The sequence below is a fragment of the Streptomyces sp. NPDC102278 genome, assembly GCF_044766345.1.
In the GTDB taxonomy this organism is placed as follows: Bacteria; Actinomycetota; Actinomycetes; order Streptomycetales; family Streptomycetaceae; genus Streptomyces.
The window spans coordinates 146,778-167,584 of record NZ_JBIWLV010000008.1 but is presented as its reverse complement, the minus strand read 5'-3'; the positions used below and the strand labels follow the sequence as shown (position 1 = coordinate 167,584).

The 20,807-nt window shown below is 70.8% G+C and carries 19 protein-coding genes and 1 pseudogene; 7 read left to right on the top strand and 13 right to left on the bottom strand.

What is annotated here, in order from left to right; translation table 11 throughout:
* Positions 1-65: 65 nt before the first annotated feature.
* The 5 genes from ACIRO3_RS20840 to galU all read right to left on the bottom strand — a co-directional run bounded on the left by ACIRO3_RS20840 (position 66) and on the right by galU (position 4,091).
* Positions 66-677: a GNAT family protein gene (locus ACIRO3_RS20840; protein ID WP_366000110.1), complete on the bottom strand. Its 612-nt coding sequence runs from the start codon at positions 675-677 to the stop codon at positions 66-68.
* Between the two features lie 17 nt (positions 678-694).
* The gene (locus ACIRO3_RS20835) at positions 695-1,240 is read right to left on the bottom strand and encodes a molybdenum cofactor biosynthesis protein B (RefSeq protein ID WP_404139084.1); all 546 of its coding nucleotides are present in this window, start codon (positions 1,238-1,240) and stop codon (positions 695-697) included.
* Between the two features lie 50 nt (positions 1,241-1,290).
* Complete coding sequence (moaC, locus tag ACIRO3_RS20830) at positions 1,291-1,770, bottom strand: cyclic pyranopterin monophosphate synthase MoaC (protein ID WP_267800008.1); 480 nt, start codon at positions 1,768-1,770, stop codon at positions 1,291-1,293.
* A gap of 73 nt (positions 1,771-1,843) precedes the next feature.
* Positions 1,844-3,184 carry a gephyrin-like molybdotransferase Glp gene (glp, locus tag ACIRO3_RS20825; protein WP_404138789.1) on the bottom strand — a complete coding sequence of 447 codons (1,341 nt, stop codon included), beginning with the start codon at positions 3,182-3,184 and terminating at the stop codon, positions 1,844-1,846.
* 4 nt (positions 3,185-3,188) lie between these two features.
* Positions 3,189-4,091, bottom strand: a complete 903-nt coding sequence (gene galU, locus ACIRO3_RS20820) for a UTP--glucose-1-phosphate uridylyltransferase GalU (RefSeq protein ID WP_361782737.1) — start codon at positions 4,089-4,091, stop codon at positions 3,189-3,191.
* Positions 4,092-4,186: 95 nt separating this feature from the next.
* Between galU and ACIRO3_RS20815 the strand changes: the two genes are divergently transcribed.
* The gene (locus tag ACIRO3_RS20815) at positions 4,187-4,819 is read left to right on the top strand and encodes a 5-formyltetrahydrofolate cyclo-ligase (protein WP_404138786.1); all 633 of its coding nucleotides are present in this window, start codon (positions 4,187-4,189) and stop codon (positions 4,817-4,819) included.
* Positions 4,820-4,830: 11 nt separating this feature from the next.
* Here the strand turns inward: ACIRO3_RS20815 and ACIRO3_RS20810 are convergent, their stop codons facing one another.
* Positions 4,831-7,677: a penicillin acylase family protein gene (locus ACIRO3_RS20810; protein WP_404138783.1), complete on the bottom strand. Its 2,847-nt coding sequence runs from the start codon at positions 7,675-7,677 to the stop codon at positions 4,831-4,833.
* 242 nt (positions 7,678-7,919) lie between these two features.
* Between ACIRO3_RS20810 and ACIRO3_RS20805 the strand changes: the two genes are divergently transcribed.
* The 6 genes and pseudogenes from ACIRO3_RS20805 to mscL all read left to right on the top strand — a co-directional run bounded on the left by ACIRO3_RS20805 (position 7,920) and on the right by mscL (position 13,998).
* Positions 7,920-9,428, top strand: a complete 1,509-nt coding sequence (locus ACIRO3_RS20805) for a potassium/proton antiporter (RefSeq protein ID WP_404139081.1) — start codon at positions 7,920-7,922, stop codon at positions 9,426-9,428.
* A 431-nt stretch (positions 9,429-9,859) separates the two neighbouring features.
* Positions 9,860-11,131, top strand: a pseudogene (locus ACIRO3_RS20800) (MFS transporter); the annotation flags it as partial.
* A gap of 230 nt (positions 11,132-11,361) precedes the next feature.
* A complete protein-coding gene (locus ACIRO3_RS20795; RefSeq protein WP_361782728.1) occupies positions 11,362-11,664 on the top strand; it encodes an FmdB family zinc ribbon protein in 303 nt (100 codons plus the stop codon).
* Positions 11,665-11,741: 77 nt separating this feature from the next.
* On the top strand, positions 11,742-12,575 hold the full coding sequence (locus ACIRO3_RS20790) for an S-methyl-5'-thioadenosine phosphorylase (RefSeq protein ID WP_404138780.1): 834 nt from the start codon (positions 11,742-11,744) through the stop codon (positions 12,573-12,575).
* 271 nt (positions 12,576-12,846) lie between these two features.
* Positions 12,847-13,287: a hypothetical protein gene (locus ACIRO3_RS20785; RefSeq protein ID WP_404138777.1), complete on the top strand. Its 441-nt coding sequence runs from the start codon at positions 12,847-12,849 to the stop codon at positions 13,285-13,287.
* A gap of 123 nt (positions 13,288-13,410) precedes the next feature.
* Positions 13,411-13,998: a large conductance mechanosensitive channel protein MscL gene (gene mscL, locus ACIRO3_RS20780; RefSeq protein ID WP_404138774.1), complete on the top strand. Its 588-nt coding sequence runs from the start codon at positions 13,411-13,413 to the stop codon at positions 13,996-13,998.
* A gap of 10 nt (positions 13,999-14,008) precedes the next feature.
* Here mscL and ACIRO3_RS20775 read toward each other — a convergent pair whose 3' ends face one another.
* Genes ACIRO3_RS20775 through ACIRO3_RS20745 form a run of 7 tightly spaced genes read right to left on the bottom strand, consistent with a single transcriptional unit; the run spans position 14,009 to position 20,783 of the window.
* Positions 14,009-14,254 carry a hypothetical protein gene (locus ACIRO3_RS20775; protein WP_404138772.1) on the bottom strand — a complete coding sequence of 82 codons (246 nt, stop codon included), beginning with the start codon at positions 14,252-14,254 and terminating at the stop codon, positions 14,009-14,011.
* Positions 14,255-14,291: 37 nt separating this feature from the next.
* A complete protein-coding gene (locus tag ACIRO3_RS20770; protein ID WP_366149120.1) occupies positions 14,292-15,719 on the bottom strand; it encodes a NarK family nitrate/nitrite MFS transporter in 1,428 nt (475 codons plus the stop codon).
* Positions 15,720-15,721: 2 nt separating this feature from the next.
* The gene (locus tag ACIRO3_RS20765) at positions 15,722-16,090 is read right to left on the bottom strand and encodes a hypothetical protein (RefSeq protein ID WP_404138769.1); all 369 of its coding nucleotides are present in this window, start codon (positions 16,088-16,090) and stop codon (positions 15,722-15,724) included.
* Positions 16,087-16,743, bottom strand: a complete 657-nt coding sequence (locus tag ACIRO3_RS20760; protein ID WP_404138766.1) for a ubiquinol-cytochrome c reductase iron-sulfur subunit — start codon at positions 16,741-16,743, stop codon at positions 16,087-16,089. Before ACIRO3_RS20760 ends, ACIRO3_RS20765 begins: the two co-directional genes overlap by 4 nt.
* Entirely contained in the window at positions 16,740-17,339 is a 600-nt protein-coding gene (locus tag ACIRO3_RS20755; protein ID WP_329444615.1) for a 4Fe-4S dicluster domain-containing protein, read from the bottom strand. The genes ACIRO3_RS20760 and ACIRO3_RS20755 overlap by 4 nt, the downstream gene beginning before the upstream one ends.
* Before the next feature lie 7 nt (positions 17,340-17,346).
* The gene (locus ACIRO3_RS20750) at positions 17,347-19,677 is read right to left on the bottom strand and encodes a molybdopterin oxidoreductase family protein (RefSeq protein WP_404138763.1); all 2,331 of its coding nucleotides are present in this window, start codon (positions 19,675-19,677) and stop codon (positions 17,347-17,349) included.
* Positions 19,674-20,783 (bottom strand): MFS transporter, encoded by a 1,110-nt coding sequence (locus tag ACIRO3_RS20745; RefSeq protein WP_404138760.1) that lies wholly within the window; start codon positions 20,781-20,783, stop codon positions 19,674-19,676. The genes ACIRO3_RS20750 and ACIRO3_RS20745 overlap by 4 nt, the downstream gene beginning before the upstream one ends.
* Positions 20,784-20,807 lie beyond the last annotated feature (24 nt).

The window sequence follows — 20,807 nt, the reverse complement described above, 5'->3', positions numbered from 1 at the left end:
TTCGGATCAGGTTATGGGCGAATCGGCAAAGAATTCGAACACATATGCGATTCTATGCGATTCGGCTATTCCGGAGGGGCGCCGCGGTGTCCGGCCGTCCGGTGCCAACGGGTCAGCAGCCCCTCCGGGAGCTCCTCGGCGGTGAGCGCGAAGACCAGGTGGTCGCGCCACGCCCCGTCGATGTGGAGGTAGCGCGGTCGCACGCCCTCCTCGCGGAACCCGAGCTTCTCGACGACCCGTCTACTGGGCCCGTTCTCCGGCCTGATGCATACCTCGACGCGGTGCAGCCCGACCTTCGCGAAGCAGTGGTCCACGGCGAGCGCGACGGCCGTCGGCATCACCCCGCGCCCCGCCACGTCGCGGTCCACCCAGTAGCCGACGTGGCCCGCGCACATCGAACCCCAGGTGATCCCGGCGACCGTCAACTGCCCGACGAGCCGCCCCTGGTACTCGATGACGAACGGCAGCATCCGCCCGGCGTTCGCCTCCGCCCGCAGGTGGCGGACCATTTGACGGTACGTCGGCCGGTGGATCACCGGCCCCCACGGCGCGGGCGGCGGGATCGTGGCCTCCCAGGGCCGCAGCCACTCGCGGTTGCGGCGGTTGACCTCGCGCCAGGCCCGCTGGTCCCGCAGCTTTATCGGCCGGAGCGTGACGTCGCCGTCCGTCAACACCACGGGCCAGGACGGGCCGTTCAGCTCGCGCTCCCCGATGGTCTCGGGTGGTCGCCACCCCGGATCTGGTCCACGGCGTGCGGCAGGATGCGGGACAGTACCGCGAGGCCGTCGCGGACCCCGCCGGTGGAGCCGGGCAGGTTCACGATCAGCGTGTGGCCCGCGACCCCCGCCAGCCCCCGGGACAGCGCCGCGGTCGGCACCTTCGCGAGGCCCTCCGCGCGGATGGCCTGCGGGATCCCGGGGATGTCGTAGTCCAGGACCTTCGCGGTGGCGTCGGGGGTCCGGTCGGTCGGCGAGACGCCGGTGCCGCCGGTGGTCAGGATGACGTCGTACCCGGCGGCCACGCCCTCGCGCAGCGCCTGCTCGACGGGGTCGCCGTCCGGGACGACGCGCGGGCCGTCCACGGCGAAGCCGAGCGCGCCCAGCGCCTCGGCCAGCAGCGGGCCGCCCTTGTCGGCGTACACGCCCTGCGAGGCGCGGTTGGAGGCGGTGATCACGAGCGCGCGCGTCACGGGCGGCTCCTCGGGGGCATCGGGCCGTGCCGACCAGGCCTCGCCCGCCACCGGCGGTACGTGGCTCACGTGGCTGTGGACCTCGCCGCCGCGCGGGGCGTTCACGCGCGGGTCCAGTCGCCCGACTTGCCGCCGGTCTTCTCCTCCACCCGGACGTCCGTGATGACGGCGCCCTTGTCGACGGCCTTGACCATGTCGATCACGGTGAGTCCGGCGACGGCGACCGCGGTCAGCGCCTCCATCTCGACGCCCGTGCGGTCCGTGGTCTTCACGGTGGCGAGGATCTCGACGGCGTCGTCGGCGACCCTCAGGTCCACCTTCACCCCCGAGACGGCCAGCGGGTGGCAGAGCGGGATCAGGTCGGGGGTCTTCTTCGCCCCCATGATCCCGGCGATCCGCGCGGTGGCGAGGGCGTCGCCCTTCGGCACGCCCTCGCCCCGCAGCAGTTCGACGACCCGGGGGGAGACGAGGACCCGTCCGCTGGCTCGCGCCGTCCGGGTGGTGACGTCCTTCGCCGACACGTCCACCATCCGGGCCGCGCCGGCCTCGTCGATGTGCGTCAGCCTGCTCTGCGTGCTCATATCTGGTGCCGCTCCCGCTCCGGGCCCCGCAAGGGCCTGTGTGGTGCAACACGCTACCCGCACCCGCGGCACCTCAGCCGAGCAGGACCACTTCCAGCTCGGCCCCCGGCTCCACCGAGGTGACGTCCTCCGGTACGACGATCAGCGAGTCGGCGTGCGCCAGCGCGGCGATCAGGTGCGACCCCGATCCGCCGACCGGGCTGACCGTCGCGCTCCGCGCGTCGTACGCGCCGCGCAGGAACTGCCGGCGGCCGGCCGGCGAGCCGATGGCCTTGTCGGCCTTCAGCCCGGCCCGTACCACCGGACGACTGACGGCGGACTCCGGCAGGCCCATCAGGATGCGGATGGCGGGGCGCACGAACAGCTCGAAGGAGACGTAGGAGGAGACCGGGTTGCCGGGCAGCGCCAGCAGCGGGGTGTGGTCGGGGCCGATGGTGCCGAAGCCCTGGGGTTTGCCGGGCTGCATGGCGAGCTTGCGGAAGTCGATGCCGGCGCCGTCCACGTCGTCCTCGCCGGAGGCGACGGCGGTCAGCGCCTCCTTGACCACGTCGTAGGCGCCGACGCTGACGCCGCCGGTGGTGACCAGCAGGTCGGCCCGGACCAGCTGGTCCTCGATGGTGGAGCGCAGGGTGTCCGCGTCGTCGGCGACGGCGCCGACCCGGTAGGCGATGGCTCCCGCGTCGCGCGCGGCGGCGGCCAGCGCGAAGCTGTTGGAGTCGTAGATGGTGCCCGCGGTCAGCGGTTCGCCGGGTTGGACCAGTTCGCTGCCGGTGGACAGGACGACCACGCGGGGCCGCGGCCGGACCCGCACCGTACCCCGCCCGATGGCGGCCAGCAGGGCGATCTGCGGCGGGCCGAGCACCGTGCCGGCGGCCAGGGCGAGGTCCCCGGCCTGTACGTCGCTGCCGCGCGAGCGGACGTGCGCCCGGTCCTCGGCGGCGCGGTGCACCCGTACCTCGCCGCCCGCGCCCTCGGGCGCGGAGCTGGCCGGGGTCATGCCGGCCGCGGCGCCGCCGCCGGTCCCGCCGTCGGTCCACTCGACCGGTACGACGGCTTGCGCGCCGGGCGGCAACGGGGCGCCGGTCATGATGCGGGCGGCCTGTCCGGGGCCGACGGTGGGCAGCTCACCGCTGCCGGCCGCGACGTCCCCGATGACCGTCAGCACCGCGGGGAACTCCTCGCTCGCGCCCTGGACGTCGGCCGTGCGGACGGCGTACCCGTCCATCGAGCTGTTGTCGAAGGGCGGGAGGGCGACGGGCACGGTGACGTCCTCGACCAGGACACAGCCCTGGGCGTCGAGCAGTTGGAGTTCGATGGGCTCCAGCGGCCGGACGGCGGCGAGGATGTCCGCGAGGTGCTCGTCCACCGACCACAGACGGTCGCGATCGGTGCCCTGCGGTGCGGAACTGGTCAAGGTGCTACATCTCCTCCGTGACGTAACGGTGAAGCCAGGTGCGGAACTCCGGGCCCAGGTCCTCACGCTCGCACGCGAGACGGACGATGGCCCGCAGGTAGTCCCCGCGGTCCCCGGTGTCGTAGCGGCGGCCGCGGAAGACCACGCCGTGCACCGGGCCGCCCACGCTCTCGTCGGCGGCCAGCTTCTGCAGGGCGTCGGTGAGCTGGATCTCCCCGCCGCGGCCCGGCTCGGTCTCCCGCAGTATGCCGAAGATCGCCGGGTTGAGGACATAGCGTCCGATGACCGCGTAATTGCTGGGTGCGTCCGCCGCGTCCGGCTTCTCCACGAGTCCGGTCACCCGTACGACGTCGGGGTCGTCGGTCGGCGCGACGGCGGCGCAGCCGTAGAGGTGGACGCTGGAGGGATCGACCTCCATGAGGGCGACGACGGTGCCGCCGGTCTCGGCGTGGATGTCGACCATGCGGCGCAGCAGCGGGTCGCGGGGATCGATGAGGTCGTCGCCGAGCAGGACGGCGAAGGGCTCGCGGCCCACGTGCGGCTCGGCGCAGAGCACGGCGTGGCCGAGCCCGCGCGGGTCGCCCTGGCGCACGTAGTGCATGGTCGCGAGGTCGCTGGACTCCTGGACCTTCTTGAGACGGTCGTCGTCACCCTTGGCGATGAGAGCCGATTCCAGCTCGTAGTTCCGGTCGAAATGGTCTTCGAGGGCGCGCTTGTTGCGCCCTGTGATCATGAGGACGTCGTCCAGACCGGCGGAGACCGCCTCCTCGACGACGTACTGGATCGCCGGCTTGTCGACGACCGGAAGCATTTCCTTGGGGGTCGCCTTGGTCGCCGGAAGGAACCGAGTGCCGAGGCCCGCGGCCGGGATGACGGCCTTCTTGATCACGGGGTGCGACTGAGTCATGGGCAGAACGATAGTGGGTCCCACAGAACCACCAGGACAGATTCCGACAAATAAGACCGCTTATCGGATGGTTTGAAAGGATGTTTGAGTCAGCCGTGGTAGAGAACCCGTCAAACCCCGCTGCGAACCGAGCGGCACCGGTGACCGAAAAGGCCACTCTGCGTCGTGAACTCCTCGCCGCCCGCCGCTCCCTGTCCCCCGAGGCCCGCCGCGCGTCCGCCCTCGCGCTCTCCCGCACCGCCCTCGAACTGCCCGAACTCGCCGACGCCCGCACGGTGGCCGCGTACGTCTCCGTCGGCGGCGAACCCGGCACGAGGGAACTGCTCGACGCCCTCCGGGCCGCCGGCAAGCGGGTCCTGCTGCCCCTGCTGCTCCCCGACAACGACCTGGACTGGGCCGTGTACGAGGGTCCCGACAGCCTCGCCGAGGCCGCGCACCCCGGGAGGATGCGGCTGCTGGAACCGGCCGGTCCGCCGCTCGGCCCCGACGCGGTCACCGGGGCCGACGCCGTCCTGCTGCCGGGGCTGGCGGTCGACCGGCGCGGCATGCGGCTGGGTCGCGGAGGAGGCTCCTACGACCGGGTGTTGGAGCGGCTGGAACGCGCCGGGGCGCGCCCCGCGCTCGTCGTGCTCCTCCACGACGAAGAGGTGGTCGCGCGGGTCCCGGAGGAACCGCACGACCACCCCGTTCAGGCGGTGGCCACCCCGTCGGGGGTGATCCGTTTCTGAGCCCTCGCCGCTTACGGCTTCAGCGTCAGGGTGTCGACCGTGGCCTTGTCCACGGCCGCCTTGCCGAAGGGCCACTCCAGCAGCTCGCCCTTGGCCCACAGCGTCGTCTGGTCGGTGTAGTGGGAGTGGTACGCGTGCCCCGAGGCGCCGGTCAGGTTGATCCAGCGGGACTTGTCCAGGTCGTTGAGGTTCACGACCATCCGCATCGACGGCACCCAGGTCACCCCGTAGCCGCTGGAGGCGTTCCAGCCGGTGGCGTTGACGGTGGCCTCGCCGCCGCCCAGGTTCCAGGGGCCGCGGTTGAGCAGCCACTGCAGGTAGCCGGGACCCTCGGTGCCGATGGTCTGGTTCTTCAGCGTCAGCTGGTGCATGCGGCCCCAGCTCCAGGTGGACTGGTCCTTGCCGAGCTTGGCGGTCAGCTCCCAGCGGGCGTCCTTCATGGCCCGCGCGAACAGCTCGTCGCGGGTCTTGGTGGCCGGCTTGTTGCGCGCGGCCGGAGTCTGCCACCAGGCCGACTTCTCGTCCTTGACCAGGCGCCGGACCACCTCGAACCAGCGGTCGCCGCCGTCGGGCTGCGCCGAGTCGGGACCGCGCGTACCGCACTCGCGGACCGTCTCGGCGAGGTCGTCGACGGGGCCGGTGCTCTCCCCGCGGACGTTCATGCAGCTGCCCTCGACCCGCAGCTCCTTCGGCATCTTGTCGCCGAAGGACAGCTTGAGGATGTTGCGCCAGACCGCGTTGAAGTACGCGGCCGCCGCCGAGTCGGGTTCCTGCGTGTAGTTCCAGCCGTCCAGCAGCTTCTGCGCGGAGCGCACGTCCTGGTCGGAGATCTGGATCTTGGACAGCATCGGGGTCAGCAGCGCGGCGATCTCGCTGCTGTTGTCCATCTGCATGGTCCGCATGTCATCGGTGGAGATCTTGCCGTTGTCCTTGGTCTTCGCCTCGATGAGGTCGTTGATCCGCTGGCTGCGGGCGCCGTATCCCCAGTCGGTGGTGAGCAGGTGCGGGTACTTCCCCGAGCCGGTGCCGCTCTCGACGACCGCCTGGTTGGCGGTGACGATGTAGCCGCGGGCCGGGTTCAGGTCCCACGGCATCTCGTCCTGCGGGATGTACCCCGCGTTGCCGGCCTTCCAGGTGTACTTCGGGTCCCAGCCGGGAGCCGGCATGCGGCCGTCGCCCGCCGGGCGGACCGGGACGCGGCCGGGCGCCTGGTAGCCGATGTTCCCGTTGGGGCCCTTGTTATCGGCGTAGATCAGGTTCTGCGAGGGGACCTCGAAGTCGCGCGCCGCGGCGCGGAAGCCGTTGAAGTCCTTGGCCCGGTTGATCTTGAAGACCGCGTCCATCGACTTGCCCGGGTCCAGCGCCGTCCAGCGCAGGGCGACGGCGTAGCCGTTGCCGCGGTCGGGGGCGGAGCTGGCGACGGGGGCGCGGGTGCCGACGCCGGCGAGGTCGTCGCTGCGGTCGGAGACCAGCGGCCCGTTGTTCGTGGTGCGGACGGTGATCTTCTTCTCGCCGCCGCCGGCGATCTTGATCGTCTCCTCGCGGGTGACGAAGGGGACGACCTTGTCGCCGTAGACGTAGCCCTCGGGCTTGACCTGCTCCAGGTAGAGGTCGGTGACGTCGGCCCCGAGGTTGGTCATGCCCCAGGCGATGTCGGCGTTGTGGCCGATGACCACGCCGGGCATGCCCGAGAAGGTGTAGCCGGCGACGTCGTACTGGCACTGGGGCGAGGCCGCGCGACAGTGCAGGCCCATCTGGTACCAGACCGAGGGCAGCTGCGGGGAGAGGTGCGGGTCGTTCGCCAGCAGCGGCTTGCCGGTGGTCGTGTACTTGCCGGCGACGACCCAGGAGTTGGACCCGATGCCGCTGCCGTTGGGGCCGAGGATCGCCGGGATCTCGTCGAGGGTGTCGGCCAGGGAGGACAGCCCGGTGCGCAGGCCGACGCCCGCGCCCTGGGCGGTGGCGTCGTCGGCCAGGCCGGTGACGGTGCCCGCGTTCGCGGAGGCCTGCGAGCCGGAGCCCACGCCGTTGCCGTTCCCGTTGCCGGATCCCGTACCGGAGCCGTTGCCGTTGCCGTTGCCGTTGCCCGCCTGGCCCTGCGGGGCGTACTTGTCGCCCGTGACCGCGCCGCCGTCGACGATCGGCTTGTTCCGGTCGAAGGGGTACGGCGGGTAGAGCTCGTTGATCTGCTGCGGCGAGAGCTTGCCCGACATCAGCGAGCGGTCGATCTCGTCCTGCATGTTGCCGCGCAGGTCCCAGGCCATCGCCTTGAGCCAGGCCACCGAGTCCACCGGGGTCCACGGCTCGGGCGCGTAGTCGTCGCTGAGCTTGAGGGCGGCGTGCTCGACGGAAAGGCTCTTGCCGGACTTCCCCTTCAGGTACGCGTTGACACCGTCGGCGTAGGCCTGGAGGTACTTCTTCGTCTCCGGCGAGAGCTTGGTGTCGTACTCGGCCTGGGCGACCTGGCGCCAGCCGAGGGTGCGCAGGAAGGCGTCGGTCTCGACCTGGCCGGAGCCGAACATCTCGGAGAGCCGCCCGGACGTCATGTGACGGCGGACGTCCATCTCCCAGAAGCGGTCCTGCGCGTGGACGAAGCCCTGGGCGCGGAAGAGGTCCTGGTCGTTGTCGGCGTAGAGCTGCGGGATCCCGTGCCCGTCACGCTTGACGTCGACGGTCCCGGTCAGGCCGGGAACCTTCAGGGAGCCGGTGGTCTGGGGGAAGGAGGCGCGCACGCTGTCGACGCTCCAGTAAGCCCCGTAGCCGAGGCCCGCCAAGAGCGCCAGGACCATGACGAGCACGATCAGACGTGCGCGTCGTCCCTTCTTCTTGACGGAAGGGCCGGTTTCGTTGGCGGGCATCGCTGTCCTTAGAGGGGCAGGGTGGTCCTGGGAGTGCTGGGAGCAACCATAGGCGCAGGACCGGGTCCGATGATCCGCCAGGGGTCGAGCTGCTGAGGACAGGGCCGTTACCGCGTTTCACAATGTGACTATCGCGTCAAGGAATCGTCAAAGATTAGGTAAGGTAACGAAGTACTTGCCGGACGCGCCCCGGGAGGAACGATCCGTCGGTCCAACGGGCGCTCTGAGGAAAGGGCCGCCCGCTGACTGTCCACACGCTCAATGAGCTACTGCTGGTCTGCTCGCTCGTGCTGCTCGTCGCCGTCGCGGCGGTGCGCATCTCCTCACGCAGCGGCCTTCCCAGCCTGCTCATCTACCTCGGCATAGGCATCGCGATAGGCCAGGACGGGATCGGCAACGTCGTCTTCGACAACGCCGAACTGACCCAGGTCATCGGCTATGCCGCGCTCGTCGTCATCCTCGCCGAGGGCGGTCTGGGCACCAAGTGGAAAGAGATCAAACCGGCTCTGCCGGCGGCGATCTCACTGTCTCTGGTCGGCGTCGCGATCAGCGTCGGCGTCACGGCTGCGGGGGCGCACTACCTGGTCGGCCTCGAATGGCGGCAGGCCCTCCTGATCGGCGCGGTCGTCTCCTCGACGGACGCCGCGGCCGTCTTCTCCGTACTGCGCAAGGTTCCGCTCCCCTCCCGGATCACGGGTGTGCTGGAGGCGGAGTCCGGCTTCAACGACGCTCCCGTGGTCATCCTGGTGGTCGCCTTCGCGACGGTCGGCCCCGTGGACCCGTGGTACGTACTGATCGGCGAGATCGCCCTGGAACTGGCGATCGGCGCCGCGATCGGCCTGGCGGTCGGCTTCCTCGGCTCGTACGGACTGCGGCACGTGGCGCTCCCCGCCTCGGGCCTCTACCCGATCGCCGTGATGGCCATCGCCATCACCGCGTACGCGGCCGGCGCCATGGCGCACGGCTCCGGCTTCCTCGCGGTGTACCTGGCCGCCATGGTGCTCGGGAACGCGAAGCTGCCGCACTGGCCGGCCACCCGCGGGTTCGCCGACGGACTCGGCTGGATCGCGCAGATCGGCATGTTCGTGCTGCTCGGCCTGCTGGTCACCCCGCACGAGCTGGTCCACGACTTCTGGCCGGCGGTGATCATCGGGTTGGTGCTGACGATGGTGGCGCGGCCGCTGGAGGTCTTCGTCTCCCTCCTGCCGTTCCGCCTCCCCTGGCAGGAACAGGCCCTGATGTCGTGGGCGGGCCTGCGCGGGGCCGTGCCCATCATCCTGGCGACCATTCCGATGGTCTCCGGGATCGAGGGCAGCGAGCGGGTCTTCAACATCGTCTTCGTGCTCGTCGTCGTCTACACCCTGGTGCAGGGGCCGACCCTGCCCTGGCTGGCGCGCAAGCTGAAGCTCGGGGACACCGACGAGAGCGCCGCCGACCTGGGCATCGAGTCGGCGCCGCTGGAGAAGCTGCGCGGGCACCTGCTGTCGTTCGCGATCCCGCCCGCCTCGCGGATGCACGGCGTGGAGGTCAGCGAGCTGCGCCTGCCGGCGGGGGCCTCGGTCACGCTGGTGGTCCGGGACGCGAAGAGCTTCGTACCGGCGCCCTCCACCGTGCTGCGACGCGGGGACGAGCTGCTGGTGGTGGCGACGGACCCGGTGCGGGACGCGGCGGAGGCGCGGCTGCGTGCGGTGGCGCGGGGCGGCAAGCTCGCGGGCTGGCTGGGGACGGGCGAGGGGCACGCGCGAAGGTGAACGCCGCGGGAGCCGCGGGATCGGGCGCCGCGAAAGTGGACGATTCACGCGAGGTCGACGTTAGAGTGACGTTCTAATTCGGCCATTTTCGGGGGAGTATGCCCCACTAGATCCCCATATTCAGGGGTTTTGGAATGCGAAGTTCCAGTTAATCCCAGGTGAAGGCACTACCTGTCGCCGTAATCACAGGGCGTGATAGGGAATCCCCCTGTACGATGAAGGCACACCACATCGAACCAACTCTGCCTGACGCAGAGCTGGCGCGACCGCAAAGCGGCCGTGGCACCCTCCCGCAGTGGGCGCCCAGGTATCACTCGGTTCTGCGCAAGAGGACAGCTCTCGGGGCTCCCACATGTACGGGTGCGATCGCTCACAAGGTGATGCATCGTCCGCAGTCGGGGAGTTCTACCAGGCAGCGGAAAGGCCAGGCCGTGACATCCGCGGTCACGACCGACACGTCCGCCCGCCCCGGCTACGGACAACTCCTGCGCACTCCCGGCGCCCTCGGCTTCCTGCTCCCGGGCTTCGCCGCCCGACTGCCCTTCGGCATGCTGACCATCAGCATCCTGCTGCTCGTCCAGCACACCACCGGCTCCTACGCCAACGCCGGCATCGTCGCCGCCGTCACCGGCATCTCCATGGCGCTGTGCGCCCCCGTGATGGGCAACCTCACCGACCGCCACGGCCAGAGCGCCGTCCTGCTGCCGGTCGTCCTGATCCACTCCGCCGCCGTCACCGGCCTGGCCGCACTGGCCCTGGCCGGCGCGCCGATCTGGGCGCTCGCCGCCGCCGCGATCCCCGCCGGCGCCTCGGTGCCGCAGGTCGGCCCGATGGTCCGGGCCCGCTGGGCCGCGAAGCTGGAGGGCTCGCCGCTGCTGCCGACGGCCGCCGCGTTCGAGTCCGTCACCGACGAGTTCACCTTCGTCGTCGGCCCGGTCCTCGCGACCGCGCTGTGCACCGGCATCCACCCCGCCGCCGGCCTGATCACCGAGGCCACCCTGAGCCTCCTCGGCGGACTGCTCTTCGCCGCGCAGCGTCGCACCCAGCCCCCGGCGCACGTCCAGGTCACCGGCGAGGCCAAGCGCGTCTCGGCCCTCACCTCCCCCGGCCTGCGCGTCCTGATCGTCGCCTTCCTCGGAATCGGCGCCGTCTTCGGCGGCATGCAGGTCTCCCTGGCCGCCTTCTCCAACGAGATCGGCAACCCGGGCGCCAACGGCCTGCTGTACGGCGTCTTCGCCGCGGGCAACATGATCGCCGGCATCGCCTGCGGCGCCATCGCCTGGAAGATCGGCCCGCGCCGCCGGCTGCTGTTCGGCTACATCGGCCTGACCGCCTTCGCCTCCCTGCTGTGGACCGCCGACTCGATGGTCCTGCTGGCCGCGCTCGGCCTGTTCGTCGGACTGTGCATCGCCCCGGCCCTGATCACCGGCTACACCATGGTCGAGTCGCTGATCCCGGCGAACGCCCGCACCGAGGCCTTCACCTGGCTCACCGGCGCGGTCGCCTTCGGGCAGGCCATCGCGGTGATCGTCGCCGGTCGACTGACCGACGCGCACGGTTCCTCGTACGGCTTCCTCGTGCCGCTGGCGGCCACCGCCCTGGCGCTGGTCACCCTGCTGGCCCTGCGGGCCAAGCTCGCGCCGAAGGCGCCGAGTCGGATCGTGAACGCCTCGTCCACCCACGAGAGCGCCGCGGAGACCGACCCGCGCGAGACCCCGGAGAACGCCGCCGGGACCGCCCCGGAGACGGCTTCCGCGACCGACCCGGAGACCGTCACGGACACCGCCGCCAGGCGGGGCCGGCAGCGTGATCTGACCAGCGTCTGAGCGTGGCCTGGGTCACCGCGCCCCGAGGACGGTGGACTGATCGGCCGGAATACGTCACCATGGAGCGTCGTTAGCACTCATTGAGTCAGAGTGCCAGGAGGAAATTCGTGCCGACCTACCAGTACCAGTGCACCGAGTGCGGTGAGGGCCTTGAGGCCGTGCAGAAGTTCACCGATGACGCACTGACCGTGTGCCCGAACTGCGACGGACGCCTGAAGAAGGTGTTCTCCGCGGTCGGCATCGTCTTCAAGGGTTCCGGTTTCTACCGGAACGACAGCCGCGGCGCCTCGTCGAGCAGCACCCCTGCCTCGAAGCCGGCGTCCACGTCGTCCACGCCCTCGACGGCTGCCGCCCCGGCCGCCTCGTCGTCCTCGACGTCCGGAGCCGGCAGCTCCACCTCGGCTGCCTGATCCCGTCAGTCTTCCGTAAGGCCCCGCCGCCCGCTCAGGGCAGCGGGGCCTCACGCATGCCCGGTTAGGGTGACGGCATGGCGAATGCAGAGATCGGTGTCATCGGCGGCTCGGGCTTCTACTCCTTCCTGGAGGACGTCACGGAGGTGCGGGTCGAGACCCCGTACGGGCCTCCCAGCGACTCCCTGTACGTGGGCGAGCTGGCCGGCCGGTCGGTGGCCTTCCTGCCGCGGCACGGGCGCAGCCACACCGTGCCCCCGCACAAGATCAACTACCGTGCGAACCTGTGGGCCCTGCGCTCGGTCGGCGTCCGACAGGTGCTCGGCCCCTGCGCGGTGGGCGGACTGCGGACCGAGTACGGTCCGGGCACGCTGCTCGTCCCCGACCAACTGGTCGACCGTACGAAGTCCCGCGCGCAGACCTTCTTCGACGGGGAGCCGCTGCCCGACGGCAGCGTCCCGAACGTCGTGCACACCACCTTCGCCGACCCGTACTGCCCCGTCGGCCGCGACGTGGCCCTGGCCGCGGCCCACGGGCGGGACTGGGAGCCCGTGGACGGCGGCACCATGGTCGTCATCGAGGGGCCTCGGTTCTCGACCCGGGCCGAGTCGCGCTGGCACGCCGCGGCGGGCTGGTCGGTGGTCGGCATGACGGGCCACCCGGAGGCCGTCCTCGCCCGCGAGCTGGGGCTCTGCTACACCTCCATGGCGCTGGTGACCGACCTGGACGCGGGCGCCGAGACGGGTGAGGGCGTGTCCCACACCGAGGTGCTCAGGGTGTTCGGCGAGAACGTCGGGCGCCTGCGCGAGGTCCTCTTCGACGCGGTGGCGGCCCTGCCCCCGACGGAGTCCCGCGCCTGCCTGTGCACGCACGCGCACGACGGCTGGGACCTGGGCATCGAACTGCCGTGACGGGTGGGCGGGGTGGGCAACCCGCACCTCGCCCCCCGGGTCCCCCGGGTCCCCCGTGGGGGTGAGGGAGTTGTCCACAACCTGGGGATCGTCCACAGGCGGGAGCGCGGACGGGCGGGACGGCGGATCGTGAGGGGTGTCCGGGCGTCGGCCCGGGCATCGGCACACGATCGACTCGGCGGTGTTCACCATGTCCAGGATTGCTTCCCAGCTTCCCGCTTCCTCCGCGTGTCCCCCCGCGCGTCCTGTCCCCCTCTTCCCGCCTCTTCGCGTGGGGCGGGGCGGGGACCGGCTGCGGCGCGCCCTGCGGCGCAGGCGACGGGCCGGCGCGGCCGGACTGGCCGTCGTGGCGGCCCTGTTGGCCGTGGGCGGGACGGAGGCCCGGGCCTCCCGCGGCGGCGCGCCACCCGAGGCGAAGCCACCGCCCGCGGTGGTGCGGATGGTGTCGGCCCCCGTGCGCATCGCGGACGCGGCGACCGTGCGGCTGTTGCGCCCCGGGGATCGGGTGGACGTGGTGGCGGCGGAGCGGGCGGGGCCGCCCCGGGTGGTGGCGGAGGCGGCCCGAGTCGCCCGGGTCCCCGATCCAGAGCCCGACCAGGGGGTCGGGGACGGCGCCGGCGGGGCCCTGGTGGTCCTCTCCGTGCCCCGGGAAACCGCGCGGGCACTCGTGGGAGCGGGCAGTGTGTCCCGGCTGGCGGTGACGTTGTGCTGAATCGCACACCCGCCCAGTCAAGTCACCTTGCGGTGGCGCCCGATTGGACACGCCGGGCCCGGACTGCCGTAGCTTTCGGAACCGTTGGTTCCGTGCTTTGTGGATGTGAAGAGAGGCTCAGTGGTGAGCGAGAAGAAGAAGGAGAGCGTCCTGGCAGGCTTCAAGGCCTTCCTGATGCGCGGCAACGTGGTCGACCTCGCGGTGGCCGTGGTCATCGGTGCGGCGTTCACCAACATCGTGAACTCCATCGTGAAGGGGATCATCAGCCCGCTGGTCGGCGCCGTCGGCACGAAGAACCTGGACGTCTACTCCTCGTGTCTGAAGGACACCTGTGGGGTCAACGCCAAGGGCGAGCCGACCGGCGTGAACATCATGTGGGGTTCCGTGCTGAACGCCACGCTGACCTTCCTGATCACCGCGGCCGTCGTGTACTTCCTGATGGTGCTGCCGATGGCGAAGTACCTCGCCAAGGTCGAGCAGCGTCGCAAGGCCAAGGAGGGCGTGCAGGAGACGATGGAGATCACCGAGCTGGTGGTCCTCAAGGAGATCCGGGACACCCTCGTGGCGCAGCGCACGTCGTCCGGCTCCGGCGCGGTCGACGGACATGGACCGGGCCAGGGGCAGGGCTACGCGCAGGGCTCCGGCTACGGCCAGGGCCCGGGTCACGGCCAGGGCTCCGGTTACGGGCAGGGGCGCGACGGCTCGCTCTGAGCCGGCCCGCTCACACGTGGTGCGGGGGCTTCTCGTCGAGGAAGCGGGCCAGGTCGGCCGCGCTTCCACCGGCGGGGGCCCGCTCGCCCCATCCCCGGTCGGTGTCGTCCGAGGACTGGCGGTCCAGCGGGTCGTCGAAGTCGAGCCTGGCCTTCGGCTTCGGCTTGACCTCGGGGGCAGCGGGGGCCGCGGGATCGGGCGCGGACACGGGCGCGTGGTGCGCGTCCTGCGGGTCGGAGGCGGGGGCGGTGCTCATGGTTCCAGGGTACGGCCGCCTCCGCCCCCGCCCCCGCTCAGCTGGGGGCTTCCGCGCCCTTGCGGGCGTAGAACCACCAGCACACGGCGAGGCAGGTGGCGTAGAAGCCGATGAACAACCACAGCGCGTTGGTCACCGCCATCGCGGCGAACATCGCGGGAATGAAGAAGAAGCCGTAGGCGGCGATCGCCGAGGAGAAGCCGGTGACGGCGCCGGCCTCCATCTCGGACTGCTTCATCGCGGCGTCCTGCGCCGCCGGGCCCTGGCCCTCGGCCGCCCGCATGTGCTGGTCCCGGAAGATCACCGGGATCTGCCGGAAGGTGGAGCCGTTGCCCAGCCCCGAGAAGGCGAAGGCCGCCAGGAAGCCGAGGAAGAAGGCCCAGAAGCTGCCCTGGTCACCGCCCGAGGGCAGGGCGAAGACCACGACCACCAGCGCGGCGGCCATGCCGACGAAGGACAGCATGGTGACCTTGGCGCCGCCCACCTTGTCGGCGAGCCACCCGCCCGCCCAGCGCATGAGGGCGCCGATGAAGGGGCCGATCCAGGCGTAGGTGGTGGCCTGGTAGCCCTGCGACTCGAAGTTGTTCTTGATCAGCAGCGGCAGGCCCGCCGCGAAGCCGATGAAGGACCCGAAAGTGCCGACGTAGAGCCAGGTCATCAACCAGTTGTGCTTGCGCTTGAAGATGATCTTCTGCTGGCTGAAGGGCGCCGAGGCCACCTTCAGGTCGTTCATCAGGAACCAGGCGAGCAACGCCATGATGACCAGCAGCGGCACCCACAGGAAGGCTCCGTTCTGGAGCCAGATGTCGGTGTTCTCCTTCGCGTCGCGCTGGGGGCCGCCCGCCGGCGCGCCCAGCACGGCCGCCGTGACCACCAGCGGGGCGACCAACTGGACCACGCTGACGCCGAGGTTGCCGAGTCCCCCGTTGAGGCCGTTGGCGCTGCCCTTCTCGCGTTTGGGGAAGAAGAAGCCGATGTTGGCCATGGAGGACGCGAAGTTCGCGCCGCCGATGCCGCAGACGGCCGCGATCAGCACGAGCTCCCAGTAGGGGGTCCCGGTGTCCTGGAGCGCGAAGCCCAGCCACAACATCGGTGCGACGAGGATCAGCGTGCTGAAGGCGGTGAACCGCCGCTCGCCGACGATCGGCCCGATGAAGGTGTACAGGATCCGGAAGGTTCCGCCGGTGATACCGGGGATGGCGGTCAGCCAGAACAGTTGCGACTTGGAGAAGGCGAAGCCGACGTCGTTCAGTTTGACGACGGTGACCGACCAGACCTGCCAGACGACGAAGCCGAGCATCAGCGCGGGGATCGAGACCCAGAGGTTGCGCTGGGCGACCTTGCGGCCGGTGGACTGCCAGAAGCCCTCGTCCTCGGGCCGCCAAGAGCCGATGGTGGCGCCGGGCTTGTAGGTGTCCGCGCGGTGCGGGCGCACCGCGTTCGGGGTGGGCGTGGGTATCGACATGGTCATCGGTCCTTCGGGTCGAGGAGCCACAGTGCGATCACGACGAGGAAAGACAGGACCAGGAATCCCGCTCCCCACCAGGCCGTGCCGGTGTTGCCCTCCATCCACTCGTTGACGGTCACGGTCAGGGCCCAGAGCTGGCCGATCACCACCGTGAGGGCCAGGGTGAGACGGGCGTTGAGCTTCGAGGACCGCTCCGGTTCCTGTTCGGTGCCGGCTCCCGGGCCGGGTCCGGTGTGCCGGACCCGGGGGTCGCCGTAACCGCTGGTGGAGCGGATCTGCGGATAGCGCTCGTGTACCGGCCGGTTGAGCCGGGGTTGGGCACTGCCCGGGTGGTACTCCGGACGCGGGGGCGGCTGCGGATCGCTCATGTGCGCCTGCTCTCGGCCGCGCGGGCGGTGCCGGGACAGCCCAGTCGCGCGGCGTCCAGCGGGTGGTCGTCACCGAACTGCCGGCACAAGGCGTCCTTGGCCGGCTCCCCCGACCGGGCGGTCGCGACGGCCCAGACGCTGCCGTCGGCCTGCTCGGTGAGGAAGATCTTGGGGAGGGGGCGGGGCGGCGGTCCCGCGGTCACCTCGCCGGTGCGGGCGTCGAAGACGCCCTCGTGGCAGGGGCAGTAGAGCTCCCCCTCGGGCCCCCGGTCCTCCCGCCACAGCACGCCGCACGCGAGGTGGGTACAGACGGCCGAGTAGCCGACGAGGCTGCCGTCGCCGAGCCGTACCGCGACGGCCCGGTCGTCGTCGCCGGGGAAGCGGAAGGCCACGGACTGGCCGGGCGCGAGTCGGTCGGTGACCTTCTTCGGTTCGGGCAGGCTCTCGCTGTCTCCGTGCCGGTGCAGGATGCCGGCGGCGACGCCGACGCCTCCGACGGCCAGGCCGCCGGAGACGGTGGCGACGATCCGCAGGTAGTCCCGGCGGGTGGTGAGGGAGTCCGCGCTGATCCGGTCGCGGAGCTGATCGGCGGCGGCGGCGCCGGACTCCTGCCCGGGCCCGTTTCCGGGGGCGGGCCGTTCGGTCACGCTCATCGGACATCGACTCCATTGATCTCGACGACGGGCAGGCCACCGGGGACGGGCCACTGGACCTTGTCCGCGGGGACGACCATCGCCACCCCGGTGCTGACCATCACGTCGCCGAAGACGAAGGAGTCCGCGACCTGTACGCCGGGGCGCTCGGCCTGGAGCTCTTCGAGGGTTCCGTAGAAGAGGGCGCCGGTCGGGCAGACCGTGGCGCACATGGGGGCCAGCCCGTAGGCGGTGCGGTCGTAGCAGAGGTTGCACTTCATCTGCAGCTTCGCCTGGAGGTCGATCTTCGGGACACCGAAGGGGCAGGCGTTGACGCAGTTGCCGCAGCCGATGCAGCGGGTGGTGTCCGCTTGTTGGACCACCCCGTCGGCGGTGACCAGGATCGCGTCGGCGGGACAGACCTCGGCGCAGGGCGCGACCGGGTCCTCGCAGTGCATGCAGACGGTGGGGAGGGAGGCGACGGACATGCCGGGCTCGGTGTAGTCCAGGTGGATCATCGACTTGCCGCGGTGCGAGTCGCACTCGCGGCAGGCGGAGACACAGGCCTGGCAACCGATGCAGCGGCCCGGATCGATGAAGATCGTGCGTCCCATCATGGCGGGGTCAGCTCCTCTCCGCCGTGCCACGTCCCTGCGGGGAGGTGGGGGGCAGGGGGTCGGTGCGGGAGACCTGGGCCTGCGGGTAGGCCTCGCGTCCCGGAGGGGTGGGTGGTGCGGGCACCTCGTCGATGCGTTCGGCGGCCTCGATCCGGGCGGCGCAGACCTTGTACTCGGGGATCTTCGAGCGCGGGTCGAGGGCGTCGATGGTCAGGGCGTTGGCGGCCGTGGGAACGGGCCAGTGGTACGGGATGAAGACGGTGTCGGGGCGGATGGCCTCGGTGACCAGGGCCGGGAAGACCTCGCTGCCGCGGCGGGTGACGACGCGTACCGGGTCGCCGGTGCGGAAGCCGTGCGAGGGGTGGACCTCCACCCAGGGGCGGGGGGTCTGTTCGACGAGGGCGCCGAGGCGGCGGGTCTGGTTGCCGGAGAGGAAGTGCGCGACGGTGCGGCCGGTGGTGAGGGAGAGGGGGAACTCCTCGGTGTAGGCGTCCATGGGCGGATGCCATTCCACGACCTGAAGGTGGATCTTGCCGTCGGGGTGGTAGGTCCGGCCGTCCTCGAACAGTCGCGGGGTGCCGGGGTGTTCGGTGGTGGGGCACGGCCAGGCGATGCCACCGGTCTCGTCGAGGCGGTCGTAGGTGATGCCGTAGTAGTCGTTGACCGTGCCGGCGGAGGCGACGCGCAGTTCCTCGAAGACCTCGCGGGAGCCGGGGAAGTCGAAGTGCTTCCCGGCGCCGAGCCTGCGGGCGAGTTCGCAGATCACCCAGGTGTCGGTGCGCACGCCGGCGGGGGGTTCCTGGGCCTTGTTGTGCTTGACCACCCGGGCCTCGGCGTTGGCCATCACCCCCTCGTCCTCGGCCCAGGTGGTGACGGGGAAGACGACGTGGGCGTTGGCCGCGGTCTCGGAGAGGAAGAAGTCGAACTGGGCGTGGAACTCGGCGGTGTCGTACCCGTCCTTGACCACGGCGTAGTTGGGGAGGGAGACGAACGGGTTGTTGCAGATGCCGATGAGGCCCCGGATCTCCCGGCGTTGCATCTGCCAGACCATCTCCATCATGGAGGTGCCGGCGCCGGGGAGTTCGGACTCCTCGATGCCCCAGATCGCGCAGATCTGCCGGCGGTGCTCCGGGTTGGTGATGGAGCGTCCGCCGGGCAGCAGGTCGGACTTCTGGCCGTGCTCCCGGCCGCCCTGACCGTTGCCCTGGCCGGTGATGGTGCCGTAGCCGGCGCCGGGCTTGCCGATGTGCCCGGTGGCCACGCACAGGTTGATCACGGACAGGCAGTTCTCGACGCCCTGGGAGTGGTGCTCGATGCCGCGGGCGTGCCAGGCCATGGCCTTGTCCGCGCCGGCGAAGACACGGGCCACCTGGACGATCTGCGCGGCCGGCACTCCGCAGATCTCGGCGGAGCGGGCGGGCGGGTACTCCTGGACGGTCGCCTTGACCGCGTCCCAGCCGGTGGCGTGGGCGGCGAGGTAGGCCTCGTCGGCGAGTCCTTCGGCGATGACGACGTGCAGCACGGCGTTGAAGAAGGCGGAGTCGGTGCCCGGCTTGAGCGCGACGTGGATGTCGGCGGTGCGGGCGATGGCGGTCTCGCGCGGGTCGATCACGATGAGCGAGGCGCCCCGGTCCCGTGCGCCCCACAGGTACTGGGTCATCACGGGGAAGCACTCCCCCACGTTGGACCCGGCGATGAGGAGGCAGTCGCTGAGCAGGATGTCGGAGAAGGGGTTGCCTGCCCGGTCGATGCCGAAGGCGAGTTTGTTGGCGCCTGCGGCACTGACCATGCACAGGCGGCCGTTGTAGTCGACGTGCTTGGTCTTCAGTGCGACCCGGGCGAACTTGCCGACCAGGTAGGTCTTCTCGGAGAACAGGCTGGCGCCGCCGAGCAGCCCGAAGGCGTCGTTGCCGTGGGTCTGCTGGATGCGGCGGATCTCGGAGACGGTGAAGTCCAGGGCCTCGTCCCAGGAGCACTCCTTGAACTCCTCGTCCCGTGAGCGGCGCATCAAAGGGGAGGTGAGCCGGTCGGGGTGGTTGACCTGCTGGTAGGCGTTGATGCCCTTGGGGCACAGCCGCATCCGGTTGATGTCGTGGTTGCGGGGCTCCACGCCGAAGACCTTGCCGCCCTTGTCGACCCGCAGGTACATCCCGCACTGCACCCCGCAGAAGCAGCAGTGGGTGGGGACGAGGGTCTCGCCGTTCTGGTCGGCGTGCCACCGGTCGGCGGGGATGCCGCCGGCGTCCCGGAAGTTGCGGGTCCCGGGCGGGGTGATCGAGGGGTCGAGGGGCACGGGCACGGGCCGCGGAACGGCCTTGGCGGGGTCCGTCGCGGTCACTTGAAGCCCTTCTTGACGTGCGAGAGGTAGGCGTTTCCGCGCAGGATCCGCTTGCAGCGCGGGCAGTACTCGGCCCAGGCGTCGAAGTCGAGCTTGAGGTCACGCATGGTGCCGCGCAGGTTCTGCACGTACGGGGCGGTGTCGACGGGCTCCCCGCAGCGCTTGCAGGCGAAGACCTGGTCGTCCCGGCGGGCGGTGTACTTGAAGAGCTGCATGCCGACGGCGGCCGGGCGCTGGACGATGTGGAAGAACTTCCCGAAGGGGATGTAGATCAGGGTGAAGACGACCGAGACCATGTGCAGGATGGCGAGGAACTCGTAGCCCCCGCCGTGCAGGAAGATCGACGAGAAGGTCAGCAGGAGCCCCGTCACGGAGATCACGATGAGGCAGAGCAGCGGGAGCAGGTCGTAGGCGAACCGCTGTCCCGTCATGGCCCCGCGGTCCTTCATCCGGCGCCACAGGAAGTACGAGGCGCCCGGGATGACCAGGACGGCGGCGATGTCGAGGCCGTGGAACATCAGCCAGCCGAGGACGTTCAGCGAGTCGAAGCCGAGGACCTTGATGCCCCAGATCCGCATCTCGTAGCCGGGTCCCGAGCCGCTGTCGGCGGTGAAGGTGAACCAGCCCCAGGTCAGCGGGAAGGTGATCAGCGCGGCGAGGACGCAGCCCCAGAAGATGAGCTGGTGGGCGATCCAACGGGCGCGCGAGCGGGCGCCCAGGAACTTCTGGAAGCCCAGGTAGGTGGCGATCATCCGGGGCAGGGCGGTGGGTGCCTTGCGGAAGTTCTCCGCTGAGAAGAAGCTGCCGAAGCCCTTCTTGAAGAGCCGGCGCGCTCCGGGCGCCGAGACCCAGACGGTGTACCGGTAGGCGACGCCGAAGGCCAGGAAGACGGTGGCGACGGCGTACGGCAGCAGGGCGGAGTCGAAGTCGCGCAGCAGACGGCTGCCGAGCACGATCGCGATGACGAGCAGGAGCGATACGACGGTGCCGGCCAGGGTGGCCCGTGCGGTGACGGACCGCTCGGCCGGTGGCGGGTGTGCGGGCGCCGCCGCCTCGGTCGGCGGAGGCGGCGGCGCTGCGGCGCGTACATCTGAGGGCTCGGACACAGCACCACGCTAGGCGGTCTGTGT